This is a genomic window from Amycolatopsis pigmentata (assembly GCF_042684065.1).
Lineage (GTDB): Bacteria > Actinomycetota > Actinomycetes > Mycobacteriales > Pseudonocardiaceae > Amycolatopsis_E > Amycolatopsis_E pigmentata.
The window spans coordinates 105,004-123,062 of record NZ_JBHUKR010000009.1 but is presented as its reverse complement, the minus strand read 5'-3'; the positions used below and the strand labels follow the sequence as shown (position 1 = coordinate 123,062).

Below are 18,059 nucleotides of genomic sequence, written 5' to 3'. Positions count from 1 at the left end.
GGCGTAGGCTGACCGACGTGACTGTTGTGCCTGAAGGTCGGAAACTGCTGCGGCTCGAGGTCCGCAACAGTGAAACCCCCATCGAGAAGAAACCGTCCTGGATCAAGACCAGGGCCAGGATGGGGCCCGAGTTCACCGAGCTCAAGGGCCTGGTGCGCAGGGAAGGTCTGCACACCGTCTGCGAAGAAGCGGGCTGCCCCAACATCTACGAATGCTGGGAGGACCGCGAGGCCACCTTCCTCATCGGTGGAGACCAGTGCACCCGCCGTTGTGACTTCTGCCAGATCGACACCGGCAAGCCCGCGGAGCTCGACCGCGAGGAACCGCGCCGCGTCGCGGAAAGCGTGCAGGCGATGGGCCTCCGGTACTCGACGGTCACCGGCGTCGCGCGGGACGACCTCGAAGACGGCGGAGCCTGGCTCTACGCCGAGACCGTCCGGCAGATCCACGCGCTCAACCCGGGCACGGGCGTGGAGTTGCTGATCCCCGACTTCAACGCCGATCCCGCGCAACTCGCCGAGGTGTTCTCGTCCCGGCCCGAGGTGCTGGCGCACAACGTGGAAACCGTGCCGCGGATCTTCAAGCGCATCCGTCCCGGCTTCCGTTACGCGCGCTCGCTCGAAGTCATCACCCGAGCGCGTGAGGCCGGGCTGGTCACCAAGTCGAACCTCATCCTCGGCATGGGCGAGACCCCCGACGAGGTCGAGCCCGCCATGCGGGACCTGGTCGACGCCGGGTGCGAGATCCTCACCATCACCCAGTACCTGCGGCCTTCGGTCCGGCATCACCCGGTGGACCGGTGGGTCAAGCCGGAGGAGTTCGTCGAACACTCCCGGGCGGCCGAATCGCTCGGCTTCGCCGGAGTGATGGCGGGTCCGCTGGTCCGCTCGTCCTACCGGGCGGGCCGGTTGTACGCGCAGACCAAGCGGCACCGCGGCGAGGCCCTGCCGGAGAACCTGGCGCACCTGGCCGAGGCGGGACCCGCCGCGCAGGAGGCATCGAGCCTGCTCACGCGTTGATCCGGCGCGTTTCCAAAATTTTTTCCCGACGATGTCGAGAACGGGTGGCCGGCTCCGTCCCCGAGGTGAACGCGACCAGAATGGGTCGCACAAGCACCGAGGAGAATCACGATGGCCAAGTACCTGCTGCTGAAGCACTACCGCGGCGCCCCGGCTCCGGTCAACAACGTGCCGATGGACAAGTGGACGCCGGAGGAGGTCTCGGCCCACATCAAGTTCATGCAGGACTTCGCGGCCCGGCTCGAAGAGTCCGGTGAGTTCGTCGACGCTCAGGCGCTCGCCCCCGAGGGCACGTGGGTCCGGTACGACGGCGAAGGCCGCCCGCCGGTCACCGACGGCCCGTTCGCCGAGACGAAGGACCTCATCGCCGGCTGGATGGTGATCGACGTCGAGAGCCACGAGCGTGCCGTCGAACTGGCCGGGGAGCTCTCGGCCGCCCCGGGGGCGGATGGGAAGCCGATCCACGAGTGGCTCGAACTGCGCCCGTTCCTGGGCGAGCCGCCCACCATCACCGACTGACCGGGGGTGTGACCTCGGATGTTGGATGAGGCCCTGCTCCGGAGCCTCACGCCGGGTGTGCTCGGGATCCTCGTCCGCCGCGGAGCCGACTTCGCGGCGGCCGAGGATGCCGTCCAGGACGCGCTGGTCGAGGCGATCCGCGTCTGGCCGGAGGACCCGCCACGGGATCCGAAGGGCTGGCTGGTCACGGTGGCCTGGAACCGGTTCCTCGACATGACGAGGGCGGACGCCGCCCGCCGCCGGCGTGAGGACCGCGTGAGTGTCGACCCGGCGGAGCAGGATTCCGCGGTGGACGTGGACGACACGCTCCAGCTCTACTTCCTGTGCGCCCACCCGTCGCTGACGCCGGCGTCAGCGGTCGCGCTCACGCTCCGCGCCGTCGGCGGTCTGACCACCCGCCAGATCGCTCAGGCCTATCTGGTGCCCGAGGCGACCATGGCCCAGCGCATCAGCCGGGCCAAGCGCACCGTCTCGGGCGTGCGGTTCGACCAGCCCGGTGACGTCGCCACCGTGCTGCGCGTCCTGTACCTGGTCTTCAACGAGGGATACTCCGGTGACGTCGATCTCGCGGCCGAGGCCATCCGGCTCACCCGGCAGCTCGCGGCCGCGATCGACCATCCCGAGGTGGCGGGACTGCTCGCGCTCATGCTGCTTCACCATGCCCGGCGCGCCGCCCGGATCGCGCCCGACGGCAGCCTGGTCCCGCTCGCCGAGCAGGACCGAGGCCGGTGGGACACCGTGGCGATCGCGGAGGGCGTCGAAATCCTGCAGGCGGCCCTCGCCCGCGATCGGCTGGGCGAGTTCCAGGCCCAGGCCGCCATCGCGGCACTTCACGCCGACGCGCTCACCGCCGAGGAGACCGACTGGGTACAGATCGTCGAGTGGTACGACGAGCTGGTGCGCCTGACCGACAGCCCCGTCGTCCGGCTCAATCGCGCGGTGGCCGTCGGCGAGGCCGACGGACCGCGAGCCGGTCTCGCGGCCCTTACGGAACTCGACGCATCACTGCCCCGCTACGCCGCGGTGGCCGCGTACCTCCACGAGCGCGACGGCGACCTGGCGACGGCGGCGCGGTTGTACGGCGAGGCGGCTCGAAAGGCGACCAACCTCGCCGAACGCGACCACCTCCTGCGCCGTTTGTCATCAATCCGACGGGAGTTCAACTCCCGCTGAACCGGCGCGCGACCGAGTGTTCGGTCGAGGCGCCGGCCTGCCAGTCGGCGATCCACGGCCCGGTGCCCTCGCTGGGGTCGAAGACCCCGGCCTCCAGCCAGGTGTAGTGACCGTCGATGGTGCGCTTGGACAGCCGCGTGTCCGCCTCGTCGGTGTTGGACCACAGGGCGTCGAACAGCTCGCCGACCCGCAGCCTGGCCTGGCGGCAGAACACATCCGCCAGCTCGTAAGCCGCCGCACCCTGGTGGGCGTCACCGGAGCGCTGCATCTCGGCACGGACACAACTCGCCGCCATCGCGAACAGTTCCGCGCCGATGTCGACGATCCTGGCGAGAAACGCCTGCCGCTTCTCCAACCCCGCCTGCCAGCGGGCCATGCCGTAGAACGTCGACCGGGCCAGCTTGCGGCAGGTCCGCTCGACGAACCTCAGATGCTGCGCCAGCGGGCCGAATTCCCCGAACGCCATCGGCGACTGACCCTTGCCCGCGACCAGTTGCGGGAGCCAGCGCGCGTAGAAGCCGCTGGCCTTGGCCGCCGCTTTCGCCTTCGCGGACAGGTCGGCGTCCGCGTCGGCGAGCGCGCCCGCCGCGGACAGGTGCGCGTCGACCGCCTCACGGGCGATGAGCAGGTGCATGATCTCCGTCGAGCCTTCGAAGATCCGGTTGATCCGGAGATCACGGACCAGTTGCTCCACGCCGACGGCGCGTTCTCCGCGCGCCGCAAGGGATTCCGCGGTCTCGTAACCGCGGCCACCCCGGATCTGCATCAGCTCGTCGGCCACCTTGCACGACATCTCGCTCGCCCAGAGTTTCGCCAGCGCCGCCTCGATCCTGATGTCGTTGCGCCCCTCGTCACTCATGTGCGCGGACAGTTCGACGATGCTTTCGAGTGCGTACGTGGTCGCCGCGATGAAGGAGATCTTCTTCGCCACGGCCTCGTGACGGGCGATCGGCTTGCCCCACTGGACCCGCTCGGCGGACCACTCACGGGCGATCTTCAGCGACCACTTCCCCGCCGCCGCGCACATCGCGGGAATGGACAGCCTGCCGGTGTTCAGCGTCGCCAAGGCGATCCTGAGTCCCTTCCCTTCGCCGCCGACGACGTTTTCCTTCGGCACGCGGACCTTGTGGAAGCGCGTCACCCCGTTCTCGATGCCGCGCAGGCCCATGAACGAGTTCCGCCGTTCCACGGTGATACCGGGAGTGTCCATTTCGACGATGAAGGCGGTGACGCCACCGCGATGACCTTCGGATTTCGGCACCCGCGCCATCACCACGACCAGTTCCGCGACGACACCGTTGGTGGTCCACAGTTTCACGCCGTCGAGTTCGTAGGCCTGTCCGTCTTCGATCGGGATCGCGGAGGTGGCCAGCCGCGCCGGGTCGGAACCCACGTCGGGTTCGGTGAGCAGGAACGCGGTGACCGCGCCCTTCGCGCAGCGCGGCAGGAACTTCGCCTTCTGCTCCGGTGACCCGGCGAGCTTGAGCGGCTCGGGCACGCCGATGGACTGGTGTGCCGACAGCAGCACGCCGAGCGACGAATGCACGGTGCCCACGAGCATCAGCGCGTGGTTGTAGGCGACCTGGTCGAGCCCGAGACCGCCGTACTGCTCGGGAATCTTGATGCCGAAGCAACCCAGGTCGGCCAGCCCCTTGACGTATTCGTCGGGAATGCGGTTCTCGCGTTCGATCACGGCGCCGTCCAGCGTGGCGCAGTACTCGCGCAACCGGCCGAGGAACCTGTCGGCCTTCGCGATGGCCTCCGGTGACGAGCGCGGATAGGGGTGGATCAGGTCGAGACGGAACCGGCCGAGGTAGAGCTCCTTGGCGAAGGACGGCTTCCCCCAGCCGCTTTCCCGAGCCTCTTCGGCGACCGCACGGGCTTCCTTCTCGGTGACTTCCTTCTCCGCCGCCGTCGTTCGATCAACCATCGGGCACCTCCTAGCCGGGCCGTCAAGCCCTGGTGAGCTGGGTGACCCAGCTGGGCTGCTCACCAGTGTTACCCATCGGTAGCCACCAGGAAACCCTCCGTCCGTGTCTCGTTCGTCAAAGGTCCTCGCCGGTCAGCGGCGTGCCCGTCACCGCGTGGCGCCGGCCCGCCGGTTCAAGCGACGATGGCTGAGTAGTTCGTTGACCAATCCGGCGGCAGCCACGGCGGAAACGGGTGTCCAACAGCAGTTCGGCCGCGGACCGTCTCCGCGTGCTTTCGGTCGGATCGGCAAACACACGCATCTCGAGCAAGGAGGCGCGCAGCCGATGGCCGACCTGAACCTCCCTCGGCCGATCGGGTTCGTGCTGGGTGGCGGTGCCAGCCTCGGCGCGACCCAGGTGGGCATGCTGCGCGCACTCGACGAGGCCGGCGTCCGGCCCGACCTCGTCACCGGCACGTCGGTCGGATCGCTCAACGGCGCGGTCCTGGCTCTCGACCCGGTCGGCGCGCTGGACCGCCTCGGCGAGACGTGGGCCCACATGACCCGGCAGGAGGCCTTTCCGGGCGGAGTGTTCAGCCAGGTTCGGACCCTGCGGCACACCAAGATCCACCTGTTCCCCAACAGCGGGCTCGCCACCATCATCAACGACCACGTGGGCGCGAACGTCCGCTTCGACGACCTCAAGCTGCCGTTCGGCGTGGTGGCCACCGACATCGACACCGCGGGCCCGTTCCTGGTTCGCTCGGGCGAGCTGCTGCCCATTTTGCTTGCCAGCGCGGCGGTTCCGGGCATCTACCCGCCCGTGGCCTACGAAGGCAAGTTGCTCTACGACGGCGGCCTGGTGGCGAATGTGCCGATGCGGCAGGCATTGCGGATGGGCGCGCGTTCCCTGGTGGTGCTCGACTGCGCCTTTCCCGGCCAGGTTCCGTCACCGCCGCGGACCTTCGCCGAAGTGCTCATGTACACCGCCATGGTCAGCATGCGGAACCAGGCGGTGCTGGAAGCGCCCATCGCGGCGGCCGAAGTTCCGGTCGTCTATCTTCCCGGCCCCGTCCCGGTCCGGATGAGCGCGCTCGACTTCAGTCACACCGACGAGTTGATCATCGGGGCCTACCACGCGGCCAAGCGTTATCTCGCCGGGCTGAGGGTCGACGGCCCGGGACTGTACGGAGGTCCGGGGATCGCCGCACCGGCTTGACGAACAGCGGTGATCCGGACCACCCCGGGGCAACAAACCGGGCCGGGACCCGTCCTTTCGAAAGCGGTATTTTACCAATCCGACCAAAAGTAGGCGGAGACGGACCGCGGCCAATCTGGCTGTACAGACCCGTTTCCGCCGTGGCTGTGGTCGGATTGGTAACGATCCGCACAGTATTGCCCACGCCTGCCCGCCGATCCTCCGCGGAAGAGAACCCATGTCGTTCGAAGCGCCTCGTTTTTCCCGTACTCGTTTTTCCCGCGGCGGTGCAGGTGCGGTCACCGCCGCACTTGTCGCCGTCCTCACCCTGTCGGCCTGTTCTTCCGGTGACAACGGCACTTCCGGAAATCCCGGTGCGCCGGGCGGTCTGCTCTCGGCCGCACCGGGAGCGACGGTGAAGGTGGACATCACGCCCGCGCCCGGCGCCACGAATGTCAGCCCGGCGACGCCGATCGTGGTCAAGGCCACCGGCGGCACGCTGACCGACGTGATCGTCACCAATACCGCGAAGAACAAACCCGTCACGGGCGGCATGTCGGCGGACAAGACCACCTGGACTTCGTCAGAACCGCTGGGCTATGGCAGTACCTACGCGGTGGACGCCAAGGGCGCCGACCCGAACGGACAGACCGTCGAGCAGCAGGGCAAGGTCACCACGCTGACGCCGGCGAAACAGGCGAATCCCAATCTGCTTCCGGCACCTTCCGCGGTCGCGCAGACCGGTGTCGGGGTCGGCCAGGTGATCGGTTTCCAGTTCACCTACCCGGTGAAGAACAAGAGCGCGGTGGAAAAGCAGCTTTCCGTCCAGTCGAATCCGTCCCAGCCGGGCAGTTGGTACTGGATGGACGACAAGAACGTGCACTACCGGCCTAAGCAGTACTGGCAGCCCGGAACGACGCTGACGGTGAGCGCGAAGGTCTACGGGGTCGATTTCGGCAACGGCGTCTACGGTGCCGAGGACCGCACGGAGACCTACCGGATCCACGACTCCTGGATCGCCAAGGCCGACGGCAACACCGACCAGATGCAGATCTTCCACAATGGACAGATGGTGAAGTCGATGCCGATTTCGCTCGGCAAGGACTCGACTCCCACGCACGTCGGCCCGCACGTGATCTCGTTCAAGGCGCAGAAGTACACGATGGACTCGTGCACCTACGGTGTCTGCCAGGGACAGCCCGGGTGGTACAAGTCCGACGAATACTGGACCGAACGGATCTCCGACGACGGCGAGTTCGTCCACATGAACCCCAACAGCGTGGGGGCGCAGGGCAACGCGAACGTCTCGCACGGCTGCATCAACCTCAATGAGGAAAACGCCACCTGGTTCTTCAACACGCTGGGGCTCGGCGATGTGGTCGAGGTGACCAACTCGGGCGGCCCGCCGTTGCCCGTCTACGACCTCTACGGCGACTGGGAGCTCTCCTGGGACCAGTGGCAGAAGGGCAGCGCGCTCAAGTGAACCTGGTGCGGTAACCGGACTCGGACGGGCACCGGTCCCCACCAGTGACCCGTCCGAGCCGACGCCTTCAGGCAAGCCGCCGTACGGTCCCCCGCGGACGCCGACAGCTGTGCCAGGAAGTGACCGTGTGTGTCTGACGCAAGACGGATCACGGCTCGCCGGGTTCGTGACCCCATCCCCGGATCACGAGCCCATACCGCCACATCGGTGAGTACTTCAGTGACGAACTTCCTCGCGGAAGGCAATTACAGGTGTACCGGCAACCCGGGCCGATGGCCTAGTACATCGAGGCACATGTCACCCAGATGGGGCAGCATGTGTGACTCTCTGTGATTGGTCCGCCGGGCGTCGTGCTCGCTGGGCCCGGAGCTCGAAAACGGCCAGCACCAAGGCCACCAGAATGAACGCGATCGCGCACACCACGGCGATGGCCAGGGCGTCCGAGAAGTCCTCGTGCGACGAGGCGACGACCGCGCGGTACACCCCCGCGAGGACCGCGGTGCCGATCGCGATACCGATCCGTTGACCGGTCTGCAACGCGCCACCGGCGACCCCCGCCACCCGGGTGGGCACGCATTCCAGGGTCAGCGTGGTGTTCGGCGAAATCACCATGCCACCGCCGATGCCGCCGACCAGCAACGGCAGCGCGGTGAGCAGGCCCATGTGACGGGTCGGCGCGAGCCAGACCAACAACACGACCGCGACCAGGGCGACGGTGACCAGACCCAGCCCGGTCACCGTCAGTCTCCGGCCCCAGCGCGCCACCAGCCGTCCCGCCAGAGCCGCGGACACCGCCGAACCGATCGCGAACGGGGTCACCGACAGGCCGGACTCCAACGGTGAGTAGCCGAGTCCCTGCTGGAAGAACAGCGCGAACACCAGCCAGAGCCCGGAGAAACCACAGAAGTAAACGGCGCCCAGCGCGGCGCCGGACGCGTAACCGGGCGTCGAGGCGAACAACTCCACGTCGATCAGCGGCGCACGTCCGGTGCGCTTCGTCCGCCGTTCCCAGTGGACGAACAGGAAGCCGACCACGGCGGCGGCCGGGAAGAGCCACCACATCCGGCTCAGGCCGTGCTGTTCGGCCTCCACCAGCGGCAGCAACACCCCCAGCACCGCGAGGCCGAGCAGGACGATGCCCCCGAAGTCGATCTCGGAACGGACGTCGATCCGCCGTCGTTCCACGACGGGGACCAGCCGCATGGCGAGCACGAAAGCCAGCAGGCCGACCGGGACGTTGACGTAGAACACCCAGCGCCAGCCCTCCTGCGCGCCGAACGCGGTGATGATCAGGCCGCCCAGCACCGGGCCCACCGCCGTCGACACCCCGATCATGGCGCCGAACACCCCGAACGCCCGACCGCGCTCGGCACCGCGGAATAGCTCCTGGATGAGGCCGGTGTTCTGCGGGGTCAGGAGGCCGGCGACGGCTCCCTGGAGCAGCCGGGCGGTGACCAGGATGCCTGCCGTGGGCGCCGCGCCGGCGAACGCGCTCATCGCCACGAACCCGGCGAGGGAGATGAGGAACATCTGCCGTCTGCCCAGCGCGTCGCCGAGCCGCCCGCCGGAGACCAGGACGAGCCCGAAGGTCAGGACGTAGCCCGACACCACCCACTGCACCGTCCCGGCGCTCGCGCCGATCCCGCTCTGGATCGACGGCAGGGCGACGTTGACGATGCTGACGTCGAGCATGGTCATGAACCCGGCGGCGAGCGTGACCGCCAGTGCCTTCCAGCGTCGTGGGTCGGGTCGGTAGGAGCTGTCTGTCACTTTGCCATGGTTACATCGGCAAGTAGACGTCGCTGTGTCGAGGACCAGCAGCCCGCTCCGACAAGGGAGTGACAGCGTCTGATCGGCAGACCGGCCGAAGAGGAGCGAAGGACATGAAATACCTGCTGGCGATCCACAACAACCCGGCCACCTACGAGGCCTTTTCCGAGCAGGAGCGCGAGGAGTTGTTCGGTGACGTCGACCGGATCATGAAGGAGCTGACCGAGAGCGGTGAGCTCATCGGCGGGCAGGCGCTCGCGGACTCCTCGACCACGAAAACGGTGCGGGTGCGCGACGGTGCGGCGGTGGTCACGGACGGCCCGTTCGCGGAGGCCAAGGAGCAGTTGGGGGGATACCTGATCGTCGAGTGCGATTCCGAGGAGCGTGCGGTCGAGATCGCCGCGAGCTGGCCGGACGCGCGGCACTTCGCCGTGGAGGTCCGGGCGATCATGCACACCTCCGGCGCGGAAATGTGATGGATCCCCTGGCGGCCGGGGACCTGCTGCGCGAACTCGCGCCGCGGGTCCTCGGCACCCTGGTGCGGCGCTACGGCGATTTCGCCGCCTGCGAGGACGCGGTCGGCGATGCCCTGCTGGACGCGGCCGCGCAGTGGCCCGAGCGTGGCGCACCCGCGAACCCACAGGGCTGGCTGCTCACGGTGGCCACGCGGCGCCTGACCGACCACTGGCGTGCCGAGTCCGCCCGTCGCAGGCGTGAAGTCACGGTCGCCGCGCGTGGCCCGGTCTTCTCGCCCGGCCCCGACGAGGACCGTTCGCCGGACTTCGACGACACGCTGACCGTCCTGTTCCTGTGCTGCCATCCCACCTTGTCCGAGTCGTCACAGGTCGCGCTCACGCTCCGCGCCGTCGGCGGCTTGAGCACCGCCGAGATCGCCCGTGCGTTCCTCGTACCGGAAACGACGATGGCGCAACGGATCAGTCGCGCCAAGCACCGGATCAAGGCCGCGGGTGCCACGTTCTCCTTGCCCGCCGAACCGGAACTGGCCGGACGGTTACGCGTGGTGTCGCATGTGCTGTACCTGATCTTCAACGAGGGGTACACCGCCACCTCCGGAACGGAACTGCATCGCGCCGAACTGACCGGAGAAGCGATCCGCCTGACGCGGATGGTGCACCGCACGCTGCCCGACGACGGCGAAGTGGCCGGCCTGCTCGCGCTCATGGTGCTCACCGATGCCCGCCGTCCCGCGCGGACCCGGCCGGACGGCACGCTGGTTCCGCTCGCGGAGCAGGACCGTACCCGGTGGGACCGTGACTCGATCGCCGAAGGCGTCGCGCTGATCAACCGGACCTTGGCGCGGGCGCCCCTCGGTCCCTACCAGGTCCAGGCCGCGATCGCCGCCATCCACGACGAGGCAGCGTCCGCGGCCGACACGGACTGGCCCCAAATCCTTGCCCTGTACCGGATTCTCGAACGGCTGGCGGAAAACCCGGTGATCACGCTCAACCACGCGGTCGCCGCCGCGATGGTGCACGGCCCGCAAACCGGACTCGACATGCTGGCCTCGCTGGCTTCCGACGACCGGATCGCCGGCCACCACCGGCTGGCGGCCGTCCGCGCGCATCTCCTGGAAATAGCCGGCTCGTCCGACGCGGCACGCGTGGCCTACCACGAAGCAGCCCGCCTGACCGCCAGCCTCCCGGAGCGCCGCTACCTCGAAGCGAAGGCCGCCGCGCTCTCGTGAACCGCTTACTGTGCCGATCGTTACCAATCCGACCACAGCCACGGCGGAAACGGGTCGATACAAGCAGGTTGGCGGCGGCCCGTCTCCGCCTGCTTTTGGTCGGATTGGTAATCACCTACGCCGTTCTCTGTCCGGCCCAGTCCCGTCCGCGCCCGCAATTCGCCGAGCATCCTCCTCGGTCACCTTCCCACCACGAACGTTCCCCTGCTGCGGATGGTGACCAGAAGTCCTTCCTGACGCAGGAGTCCGATCGCTCGCCGGGCTGTCCCCAGCGCGACTCCATACTCTTTGGCCAGAGCCGATTCCGAAGACAACATCTCGGATTGGGGCAGTTGACCTACCGCGATACGCGCGGCGATGTGCCCCGCGACCTGACGGTAGAGGTAAGGTAATGCCGTCCGGTCAATCCGAAAGGTCCCCAGGCGTTCGTCAGCCTGGTCACACTCCCTATCCATCATGATTCTCTTCTTCCTTTCTCCCGCACCTCGCCTCGATCGGGGTCGACGAGGGGCCATCGCACCGGTTTCTTGGCTTGCTCGCGTTCTTGTTCCACTCGAGCCGCAATAGCGGCCGCCGACCGCTCGTCGCGCTTCCAGGCCTCCTGCTTGAGCCGCCGCCGTTTCCGCAGCAGTAACCCGAGCGAGTGAACGACAACCGGCCCCAAGGTGCAGACCTCGAACCAAGCCAGCGTGCTCACGGTGTCAAGAACACCGCGATTGGTGGGTGTGCAGGTAGGCTGATTGATGACTCACGGTGTGTTCACGCACACTCACAGTGCCAAGATCATGGGAGGTCTCGGTGACAACGAATTTGTCTCACGCCGAGTCGAGGGACGAAGAGTCCGAGGTGAACCTCTTCGCCGTCGAACTCAAACGCTGGCGCGATGTGCGTGGGCACTCCCGCACCACGCTGGCCAAGGCGATGGGCTACGACCGTTCCTACGTGTCCAAAGTAGAGTCCGGCACAGAGCGACCATCGGCGACGTTCGCCGCGCACGCCGAGACGGCGCTCCGCGCCGGTGGGGCCTTGCGCACCGCGTTTCAGGAATACGAAAACGCTCGGTCGCCTCGGGCCCGGCCACCCGCGCTACCGAAGACAGCCGAACCGACAGGTGCGGCGAGCTTGGTCGTCGATCACGACGACGCAATCCTGCGTTACGAAAACGGCATATATCGTCTCACCCAACGTCGGCTTCTCCTCAACCAAAGCGGCGAACCGATCAGTCGTTACCTGATCCGGATTTCTGTCGACCGCTACCCCGGTGACCCCGAACGCTCCAGTCAGCTCTACAGTGGAAACCCACTTACCTGGGAAGAAATCGGACTGCGTGCCTGGCATGGGCAAGGGCGGACGAACGTGATGAACTGGATTCCGCATCACGACCGCGACGCGTTCAAAGAAATATGGCTGCTCTTTTCCGGAGAAAATGGCCACTTTCCCTTGTATCCGGGCGAATCCACGTGGATCGAGTACGAATACACGATACGCGAGGAACACTGGGGGAATTGGTTCCAGCGCGCGATCCGGTTGCCGACGCGAACATTGTCAGTATGTCTGGATTTTCCGGCCGGCTGCTCCGCGTCAGTGTGGGGCCTGCACACGTCGATGACGGCACAGGCCATGCCGTTCGCCACGCCGATTACCCACGTCACAAGCGGGGAACGGAACATCTTCTCATGGTCCTGTGAAAACCCGCCGCTTCACGCTCGATACCGGTTGGAATGGGACTTCAAGAGCCGCACCGGCACCAGAACCGGGTCTCCGGCCAGACCGAGTGAGGTCATGGCATCGCTCGGCATCGTCCAGGACACGGACCCCTCGCTGCATCGGCCCGCCCGCCGGTTCGATCTACCTGCCGAGGCCGAGGACGCACGTCGCGTGGTCACCGCGCTACACTCCGCCGCTGAACGCGTTGCTCAGGTGCACACATTCGGCAAAGGCATGGGTATCGCCGCACCGCAGATCGGGATCGATCGTACGGCCGCCATCGTGTTCGCTCCGGGTGGGGAAGCGATCACTCTGTTCAACCCCACCATCATCGAACACGCCGGGACAACTGACGAACAATACGAGGGCTGCCTGTCGTTTTTCGACGTGCGTGGCCGAGTGCCGCGATCGCACACCATTCAAGTGGAGCACACGACCATCGATGGGCTGAGGAAGATCACAGTATTTGGACTCGGCGTCGCACGCCTGGTCGCTCACGAGGTCGATCACCTGCACGGCACGCTCTATACCGATCGGATGCGCCCGGGCATCGACCCGATCCCCGTCGAACAGTATCGGGGTACAGGTTCCGACTGGAAATACTGATTCCGATCAGGACAGATCCGCGATCGAGGCGAGGGTCACCAGTTTCTTCGCGGCGGCCGCCAGGCGCTCGTCGAGTGTGATCAAGGCGTCTGCCTGGAGCTGGGTCAAGGCGATGTACTCGGCGTCAAAGGTGTCCGGCCAGCCGAGTGTTTCGGCGACCTTCCACGCGGTGGCCTGGAGAACACGGTCGCCGAGAAGCCGGATCCGCAGCCCGCGTAGGTAGTCGAGCCGGTGCTCGGCTTCCTTCTTCGTCGACTCACCGCGCTGGACCTCTTGGTAGAGAAGCGAAAGCGCCTGTGAGCGAAGCAGCGTCGGAGCCAGGAGCCGGTGCCCTTCGTCGATCACCACCCCCTCGCGAGCCAGGCGAAGGGCCACGTCCGGGCCGATGACGTACTTGGTCACGTGCTCGCGGTGATGCCGGGGATGCCCTTCAGCTCACCCATCAGCATGGAGGTGACCTTCACCGGATAGTCGTAGAGGGCGAAGACGGTCTCCCTGCGCGGACCGATCAGCTTGAGGCGCACCGGAGTGTCTCCCTTGTGGGCCTGCAGGGTCTGCTTCAGCTCACCGACCACGCTCTTGTCGAGCTTCTCGGCGGCGCAGTGCAGGACCAGCGGGGGGTCATCCTCACCCGTGCCGGCCTCGGAGAGGTCCAGCGGGACGAGACCGCCGCCGAAGACCGACATCCTGTCCTCGCGCCAGTTCACCCGGCCCTTGACCAGGACCGCGTTGTCCTCCACCAGATCGGCCGCGAACATGACATAGGACTTGGGGAAGAACAGGACCTCGAGCGCGGCGTCCATGTCCTCCACGGTGCAGATCGCCCAGGGCTCGCCCTTCTTGTTCACCCGCCGCTCCAGCGACGTGATCAGCCCGGACACCACCAGTTCGCCCTCCTTGGGCGGGTTGTCCAGGATCGCGGCGATGGGCTTCGGGGCGTGCTTGCGCAGGATGCGCTCGGCGCCGTCCAGCGGGTGCGCCGACACGTACAGCCCCAGCATCTCCCGTTCGTAGGCGAGCAACTGCTTGCGTGGCCACTCTTCGGTGACGAACTTGACGTGCGCGAGCGGAGACGAGCCCGCCGAAGCCTCCGCCTCGTCCCCGCCGCCGAACAGGTCGAACTGGCCCATCGCCTCCTGGCGCTTGAGCGGGACGACCGCTTCCACCGCGTCCTCGTGCTGCTGGATCATCGCCAGCCGGGTGTGCCCGAGCGAGTCGAACCCGCCCGCCTTGATCAGCGACTCGAGCACCCGCTTGTTGCAGACGACCAGTTCCGACTTGTCCAGGAAGTCGGTGAACGAGGAGTACTTCCCCTTCTCCTTACGGGTCTTGATGATCGACTCGACCACGTTGGCGCCCACGTTGCGCACGGCACCGAGGCCGAACCGGATCGACTCCCCGACGGCGGCGAAGCGGCGGTCGGACTCGTTGACGTCCGGCGGCAGCACCTTGATGCCCAGGCGGCGGCACTCCGAGAGGTACACCGCCGACTTGTCCTTGTTGTCGCCGACGGAGGTGAGCAGCGCCGCCATGTACTCGGCGCGGTAGTTGGCCTTCAGGAACGCGGTCCAGTACGCGATCAGGCCGTAGGCCGCGGCGTGACTCTTGTTGAACGCGTAACCGGCGAACGGGAGGATCGTGTCCCACAGGGCCTGGATCGCCTCGTCGGAGAACCCGCCGGGAACGATGTCGCTGGCCTTCATCCCCGCGTGGAAGCCCTCGAACTCCTTTTCCAGGACTTCCTTCTTCTTCTTGCCCATCGCGCGGCGCAGCACATCCGCTCGGCCCATCGAGTAGCCGGCGACCTTCTGCGCGATCTGCATGATCTGTTCCTGATAGACGATCAGGCCGTAGGTCTCGGCCAGGATCTCCTTCAGGGGTTCTTCCAGCTGCGGATGGATGGGCTTGATCTGCTGCCGGTTGTTCTTGCGGTCGGCGTAGTCGTTGTGGGCGTTCATGCCCATCGGGCCGGGCCGGTACAGCGCGAGCACCGCGACGATGTCTTCGAAGCCGGTGGGCTGCATACGGCGCAGCAGGTCCCGCATCGCACCACCGTCGAGCTGGAACACGCCCAGGGTGTCGCCCCGGCCGAGCAGCTTGTAGGCCTCCTCGTCCTCCAGCCCCAGCCGGTCGAGGTCGATTTCCTCGCCGCGGTTGGCCTTGATGTTCTCCAGGGCGTCACCGATGACGGTGAGGTTGCGCAGGCCGAGGAAGTCCATCTTCAACAGGCCGATGGCTTCACACGACGGGTAGTCCCAGCCGGTGATGATCGAACCGTCGTCGCGCTGCCAGACCGGGATCGCGTCCATCAGCGGCTCGCTGGACATGATCACCGCGCAGGCGTGCACACCCGCGTTGCGGATCAGGCCCTCCAGGCCCCGCGCGGTGTTGAAGATCGTCGAGACCTCTTCGTCGGTCTCGACCAGCGAGCGCACCTCGGCCGCCTCGGCGTAGCGCTCGTGCTGCGGGTCCACGATGCCGGACAGCGGGATGTCCTTGGCCATGATCGGCGGCGGCAGCGCCTTGGAGATCTTGTCCGCGATCGCGTACCCGGGCTGGCCGAAGTGCACCCGCGCCGAGTCCTTGATCGCGGCCTTCGTCTTGATCGTGCCGAAGGTGATGACCTGGGCGACCTTGTCGGCCCCGTACTTCTCCGTCGCGTAGCGGATCATTTCGCCACGCCTGCGGTCGTCGAAGTCGATGTCGATGTCCGGCATGGACATCCGCTCCGGGTTGAGGAACCGCTCGAACAGCAGCTTCTGCGGGATCGGGTCCAGGTTCGTGATGCCCAGGACGTAGGCGACCAGTGCGCCCGCGGCCGAGCCACGACCGGGCCCGACCAGGATCCCCACCTCGCGCGCGTGCTGGATCAGGTCGGCGACGATGAGGAAGTAGGCGGGGAAGCCCTTGGCGATGATGACTTCGAGCTCGAAGTCACACCGCTCGATGTACCCGTCGGGAATCCCTTCGGGGAAGCGCCACTTGAGCCCCTCCATCACCTTGTGCCGCAGCCAGCTCGCCTCGTCGTGGCCCTCCGGCACGTCGAAGACCGGCATCCGGTCCTTGTGGGAGTAGACGTCTTCGTAGGACTCGACCCGTTCGGCGATCAGCAACGTCGAGTCGGCGGCGCCGGGGACCTCGCTGTCCCAGTACTCGCGCATCTCCGCCGCGGACTTGAGGAAGTAACCGTCACCGTCGAACTTGAAGCGGTTGGGATCGTTGAGGGTCTTGCCCGACTGCACGCACAGCAACGCCGAGTGCGAGTCCGCCTGATCCTTGGTCACATAGTGTGAATCGTTGGTGGCCAACGGTTTCAGGTCGAGAGCCCGGCCGATCTCCAGCAGCCCCTCGCGCACCGACCGCTCGATCGGCAGACCGTGGTCCATCAGCTCGAGGAAGAAGTTCTCCTGGCCGAAGATGTCGCGGTAGTCCGCGGCGGCCCGCAGCGCCTCGTCCCGCTGGCCCAGCCGCAACCGGGTCTGCACCTCGCCGGACGGGCAGCCGGTGGTGGCGACGATCCCCTCGTGGTACTCGGAGATCAGCTCCCGGTCCATCCGGGGTTTGCGGTAGTAGCCCTGCATGCTGGCCAGCGACGACAGCCGGAACAGGTTCCGCAACCCGGTCGCGTTCCGCGCGAGCATCGTCATGTGCGTGTAGGCGCCGCCACCGGAGACGTCGCCGCCCTCACCGAACTCGTCCGCGCCGCGCTGGCTGCTCTGCCCCCAGAACACCGGCTTCTTGTGGAAGCGCGACTCCGGCGCGACGTAGGCCTCGATCCCGATGATCGGCTTGAGGCCGGCCTTGCGGGCCTGCTGGTAGAACTCGTCCGCCCCGTACATGTTCCCGTGGTCGGTCATGCCGACCGCGGGCATCTCCAGCCGCTTCGCCTCGGCGAACAACGGAGCGATCTTCGCCGCACCGTCGAGCATCGAATACTCGGTGTGCACATGCAGGTGGACGAAGGAATCGTTCGACACCAGCGAAAACCTCCCCGTGAGCGACGCGCACGACCTCGATGGCGTGATGAGCGTGGGTGCGTTTTACCTCCGGCCGATGGCCGTCGGATGTCCCACCCTAGCGCTGGGCACCGACAGTTCGGCGGAGGCGTGCCGGACTCACCGGGGCCTTGATCGATCCCTTGGCGGGACCTGGATCGACGGCGGCCGGGCGGCTGGTTTGACACTCCTGGTGCCGCCGACTCATGATGTTCGCGTGCACCTGTCTGACAGCCTTACAGGTTCTTTCGCGACCGCGGTTCCCCGGCGGGTGACCGCGATGGAGGCCGTGCTGGCCCACCTGCGGGCCGCGATCGAGCACGGTCAGTACGGCGTCGGCGACAGGTTGCCCGCGGAAGCGAGTCTGGCCAGGGAGTTCGGCGTCAGCCGCCCCGTGGTGCGGGAGGCGCTGCGGGCGCTGCAGGCCCTCGGGCTCACCGAGTCGCACACCGGCCGCGGCACCTTCGTGGTGGCCACGGCCCCGGCCGAACACCCGACCTTCGGCTCCTACAGCGCGCGTGACCTGCTCGAAGTGCGCCGCCACGTCGAAATCCCGGTGGCCGGCTATGCCGCGCTCCGCCACGGCCCGGAGGACCTCGCCACGCTCGACCGGCTGCTCACGAGGATGACCTCCGAGGCCGACGACCATGCCTGGGTGGCGCTGGACACGCGCTTCCACATCGCGGTCGCGGCGGCGTCGCGCAACCCCGTGTTCGGGAAGGTGATCGAGGAGATCCGCGACGCGCTGGCCACCCAGTCGGCGTTCCTCAACCGGCTCGGCGACCGGCGTCGCCGGTCGGACGTCGAGCACCGCGGGCTCCTCTCGGCCATCGCCGACCGCGACCGGGAGGCGGCCGTCGGCGCGATGACCGACCACCTCGACCGGGTGGAGCAGGCGCTCGAAGAAATCGTGCGGCCGGCGCGGGACCCGAGTTCCCGGAGATGACGGACAGTCCGCGAAGGCACACGGGAGAA

General features: G+C 67.2%; 15 protein-coding genes. 9 read left to right on the top strand and 6 right to left on the bottom strand.

Translation table 11 applies throughout. The features are described 5' to 3' along the window. Positions 1–17: 17 nt before the first annotated feature. From lipA to ACFSXZ_RS20005, 3 genes are all read left to right on the top strand, one after another. The gene (lipA, locus tag ACFSXZ_RS20015) at positions 18–1,019 is read left to right on the top strand and encodes a lipoyl synthase (RefSeq protein WP_378266626.1); all 1,002 of its coding nucleotides are present in this window, start codon (positions 18–20) and stop codon (positions 1,017–1,019) included. Between the two features lie 111 nt (positions 1,020–1,130). Further along, positions 1,131–1,538: a YciI family protein gene (locus tag ACFSXZ_RS20010; protein ID WP_378266625.1), complete on the top strand. Its 408-nt coding sequence runs from the start codon at positions 1,131–1,133 to the stop codon at positions 1,536–1,538. 21 nt (positions 1,539–1,559) lie between these two features. Further along, entirely contained in the window at positions 1,560–2,711 is a 1,152-nt protein-coding gene (locus tag ACFSXZ_RS20005) for an RNA polymerase sigma factor (RefSeq protein ID WP_378266985.1), read from the top strand. Here the strand turns inward: ACFSXZ_RS20005 and ACFSXZ_RS20000 are convergent. Beyond that, on the bottom strand, positions 2,698–4,641 hold the full coding sequence (locus ACFSXZ_RS20000) for an acyl-CoA dehydrogenase family protein (RefSeq protein WP_378266624.1): 1,944 nt from the start codon (positions 4,639–4,641) through the stop codon (positions 2,698–2,700). The two genes, ACFSXZ_RS20005 and ACFSXZ_RS20000, sit on opposite strands and share 14 nt — an antisense overlap. Positions 4,642–4,966: 325 nt before the next feature. Between ACFSXZ_RS20000 and ACFSXZ_RS19995 the strand changes: the two genes are divergently transcribed. Continuing rightward, entirely contained in the window at positions 4,967–5,839 is an 873-nt protein-coding gene (locus ACFSXZ_RS19995; protein WP_378266623.1) for a patatin-like phospholipase family protein, read from the top strand. 217 nt (positions 5,840–6,056) lie between these two features. Next, a complete protein-coding gene (locus ACFSXZ_RS19990) occupies positions 6,057–7,301 on the top strand; it encodes a L,D-transpeptidase (protein WP_378266622.1) in 1,245 nt (414 codons plus the stop codon). Positions 7,302–7,598: 297 nt separating this feature from the next. On the opposite strand, the gene ACFSXZ_RS19985 is transcribed toward ACFSXZ_RS19990, so the two are convergent. Next, positions 7,599–9,071 (bottom strand): MFS transporter, encoded by a 1,473-nt coding sequence (locus tag ACFSXZ_RS19985; protein WP_378266621.1) that lies wholly within the window; start codon positions 9,069–9,071, stop codon positions 7,599–7,601. A 113-nt stretch (positions 9,072–9,184) separates the two neighbouring features. Between ACFSXZ_RS19985 and ACFSXZ_RS19980 the strand changes: the two genes are divergently transcribed. Continuing rightward, the gene (locus tag ACFSXZ_RS19980; protein ID WP_378266620.1) at positions 9,185–9,547 is read left to right on the top strand and encodes a YciI family protein; all 363 of its coding nucleotides are present in this window, start codon (positions 9,185–9,187) and stop codon (positions 9,545–9,547) included. Then, on the top strand, positions 9,547–10,776 hold the full coding sequence (locus ACFSXZ_RS19975) for an RNA polymerase sigma factor (RefSeq protein ID WP_378266619.1): 1,230 nt from the start codon (positions 9,547–9,549) through the stop codon (positions 10,774–10,776). The genes ACFSXZ_RS19980 and ACFSXZ_RS19975 overlap by 1 nt, the downstream gene beginning before the upstream one ends. A 179-nt stretch (positions 10,777–10,955) precedes the next feature. Here ACFSXZ_RS19975 and ACFSXZ_RS19970 read toward each other — a convergent pair whose 3' ends face one another. After that, entirely contained in the window at positions 10,956–11,231 is a 276-nt protein-coding gene (locus ACFSXZ_RS19970; protein ID WP_378266983.1) for a GntR family transcriptional regulator, read from the bottom strand. Beyond that, on the bottom strand, positions 11,231–11,473 hold the full coding sequence (locus ACFSXZ_RS19965; protein WP_378266618.1) for a hypothetical protein: 243 nt from the start codon (positions 11,471–11,473) through the stop codon (positions 11,231–11,233). The genes ACFSXZ_RS19970 and ACFSXZ_RS19965 overlap by 1 nt, the downstream gene beginning before the upstream one ends. A 101-nt stretch (positions 11,474–11,574) precedes the next feature. Between ACFSXZ_RS19965 and ACFSXZ_RS19960 the strand changes: the two genes are divergently transcribed. Next, positions 11,575–13,089: a peptide deformylase gene (locus ACFSXZ_RS19960; protein WP_378266617.1), complete on the top strand. Its 1,515-nt coding sequence runs from the start codon at positions 11,575–11,577 to the stop codon at positions 13,087–13,089. A gap of 6 nt (positions 13,090–13,095) precedes the next feature. Here the strand turns inward: ACFSXZ_RS19960 and ACFSXZ_RS19955 are convergent, their stop codons facing one another. Then, positions 13,096–13,491 (bottom strand): type II toxin-antitoxin system VapC family toxin, encoded by a 396-nt coding sequence (locus ACFSXZ_RS19955; RefSeq protein ID WP_378266616.1) that lies wholly within the window; start codon positions 13,489–13,491, stop codon positions 13,096–13,098. Further along, the gene (gene dnaE / locus ACFSXZ_RS19950) at positions 13,488–17,066 is read right to left on the bottom strand and encodes a DNA polymerase III subunit alpha (protein WP_378266615.1); all 3,579 of its coding nucleotides are present in this window, start codon (positions 17,064–17,066) and stop codon (positions 13,488–13,490) included. Before dnaE ends, ACFSXZ_RS19955 begins: the two co-directional genes overlap by 4 nt. Positions 17,067–17,364: 298 nt before the next feature. On the opposite strand from dnaE, the gene ACFSXZ_RS19945 reads away from it, so the two are divergent. After that, the gene (locus ACFSXZ_RS19945) at positions 17,365–18,030 is read left to right on the top strand and encodes a FadR/GntR family transcriptional regulator (RefSeq protein WP_378266982.1); all 666 of its coding nucleotides are present in this window, start codon (positions 17,365–17,367) and stop codon (positions 18,028–18,030) included. Positions 18,031–18,059 lie beyond the last annotated feature (29 nt).

Bases quoted from the DNA above. Each gene is read 5' to 3' on its own strand.
- ACFSXZ_RS19945 (WP_378266982.1), top strand. From the start codon at position 17,365: ATGGAGGCCGTGCTGGCCCACCTGCGGGCCGCGATCGAGCACGGTCAG.
- ACFSXZ_RS19975 (WP_378266619.1), top strand. From the start codon at position 9,547: ATGGATCCCCTGGCGGCCGGGGACCTGCTGCGCGAACTCGCGCCGCGG.
- ACFSXZ_RS19970 (WP_378266983.1), bottom strand. From the start codon at position 11,231: ATGGATAGGGAGTGTGACCAGGCTGACGAACGCCTGGGGACCTTTCGG.
- ACFSXZ_RS19990 (WP_378266622.1), top strand. From the start codon at position 6,057: ATGTCGTTCGAAGCGCCTCGTTTTTCCCGTACTCGTTTTTCCCGCGGC.
- ACFSXZ_RS19980 (WP_378266620.1), top strand. From the start codon at position 9,185: ATGAAATACCTGCTGGCGATCCACAACAACCCGGCCACCTACGAGGCC.
- ACFSXZ_RS20010 (WP_378266625.1), top strand. From the start codon at position 1,131: ATGGCCAAGTACCTGCTGCTGAAGCACTACCGCGGCGCCCCGGCTCCG.
- ACFSXZ_RS19995 (WP_378266623.1), top strand. From the start codon at position 4,967: ATGGCCGACCTGAACCTCCCTCGGCCGATCGGGTTCGTGCTGGGTGGC.
- ACFSXZ_RS20000 (WP_378266624.1), bottom strand. From the start codon at position 4,641: ATGGTTGATCGAACGACGGCGGCGGAGAAGGAAGTCACCGAGAAGGAA.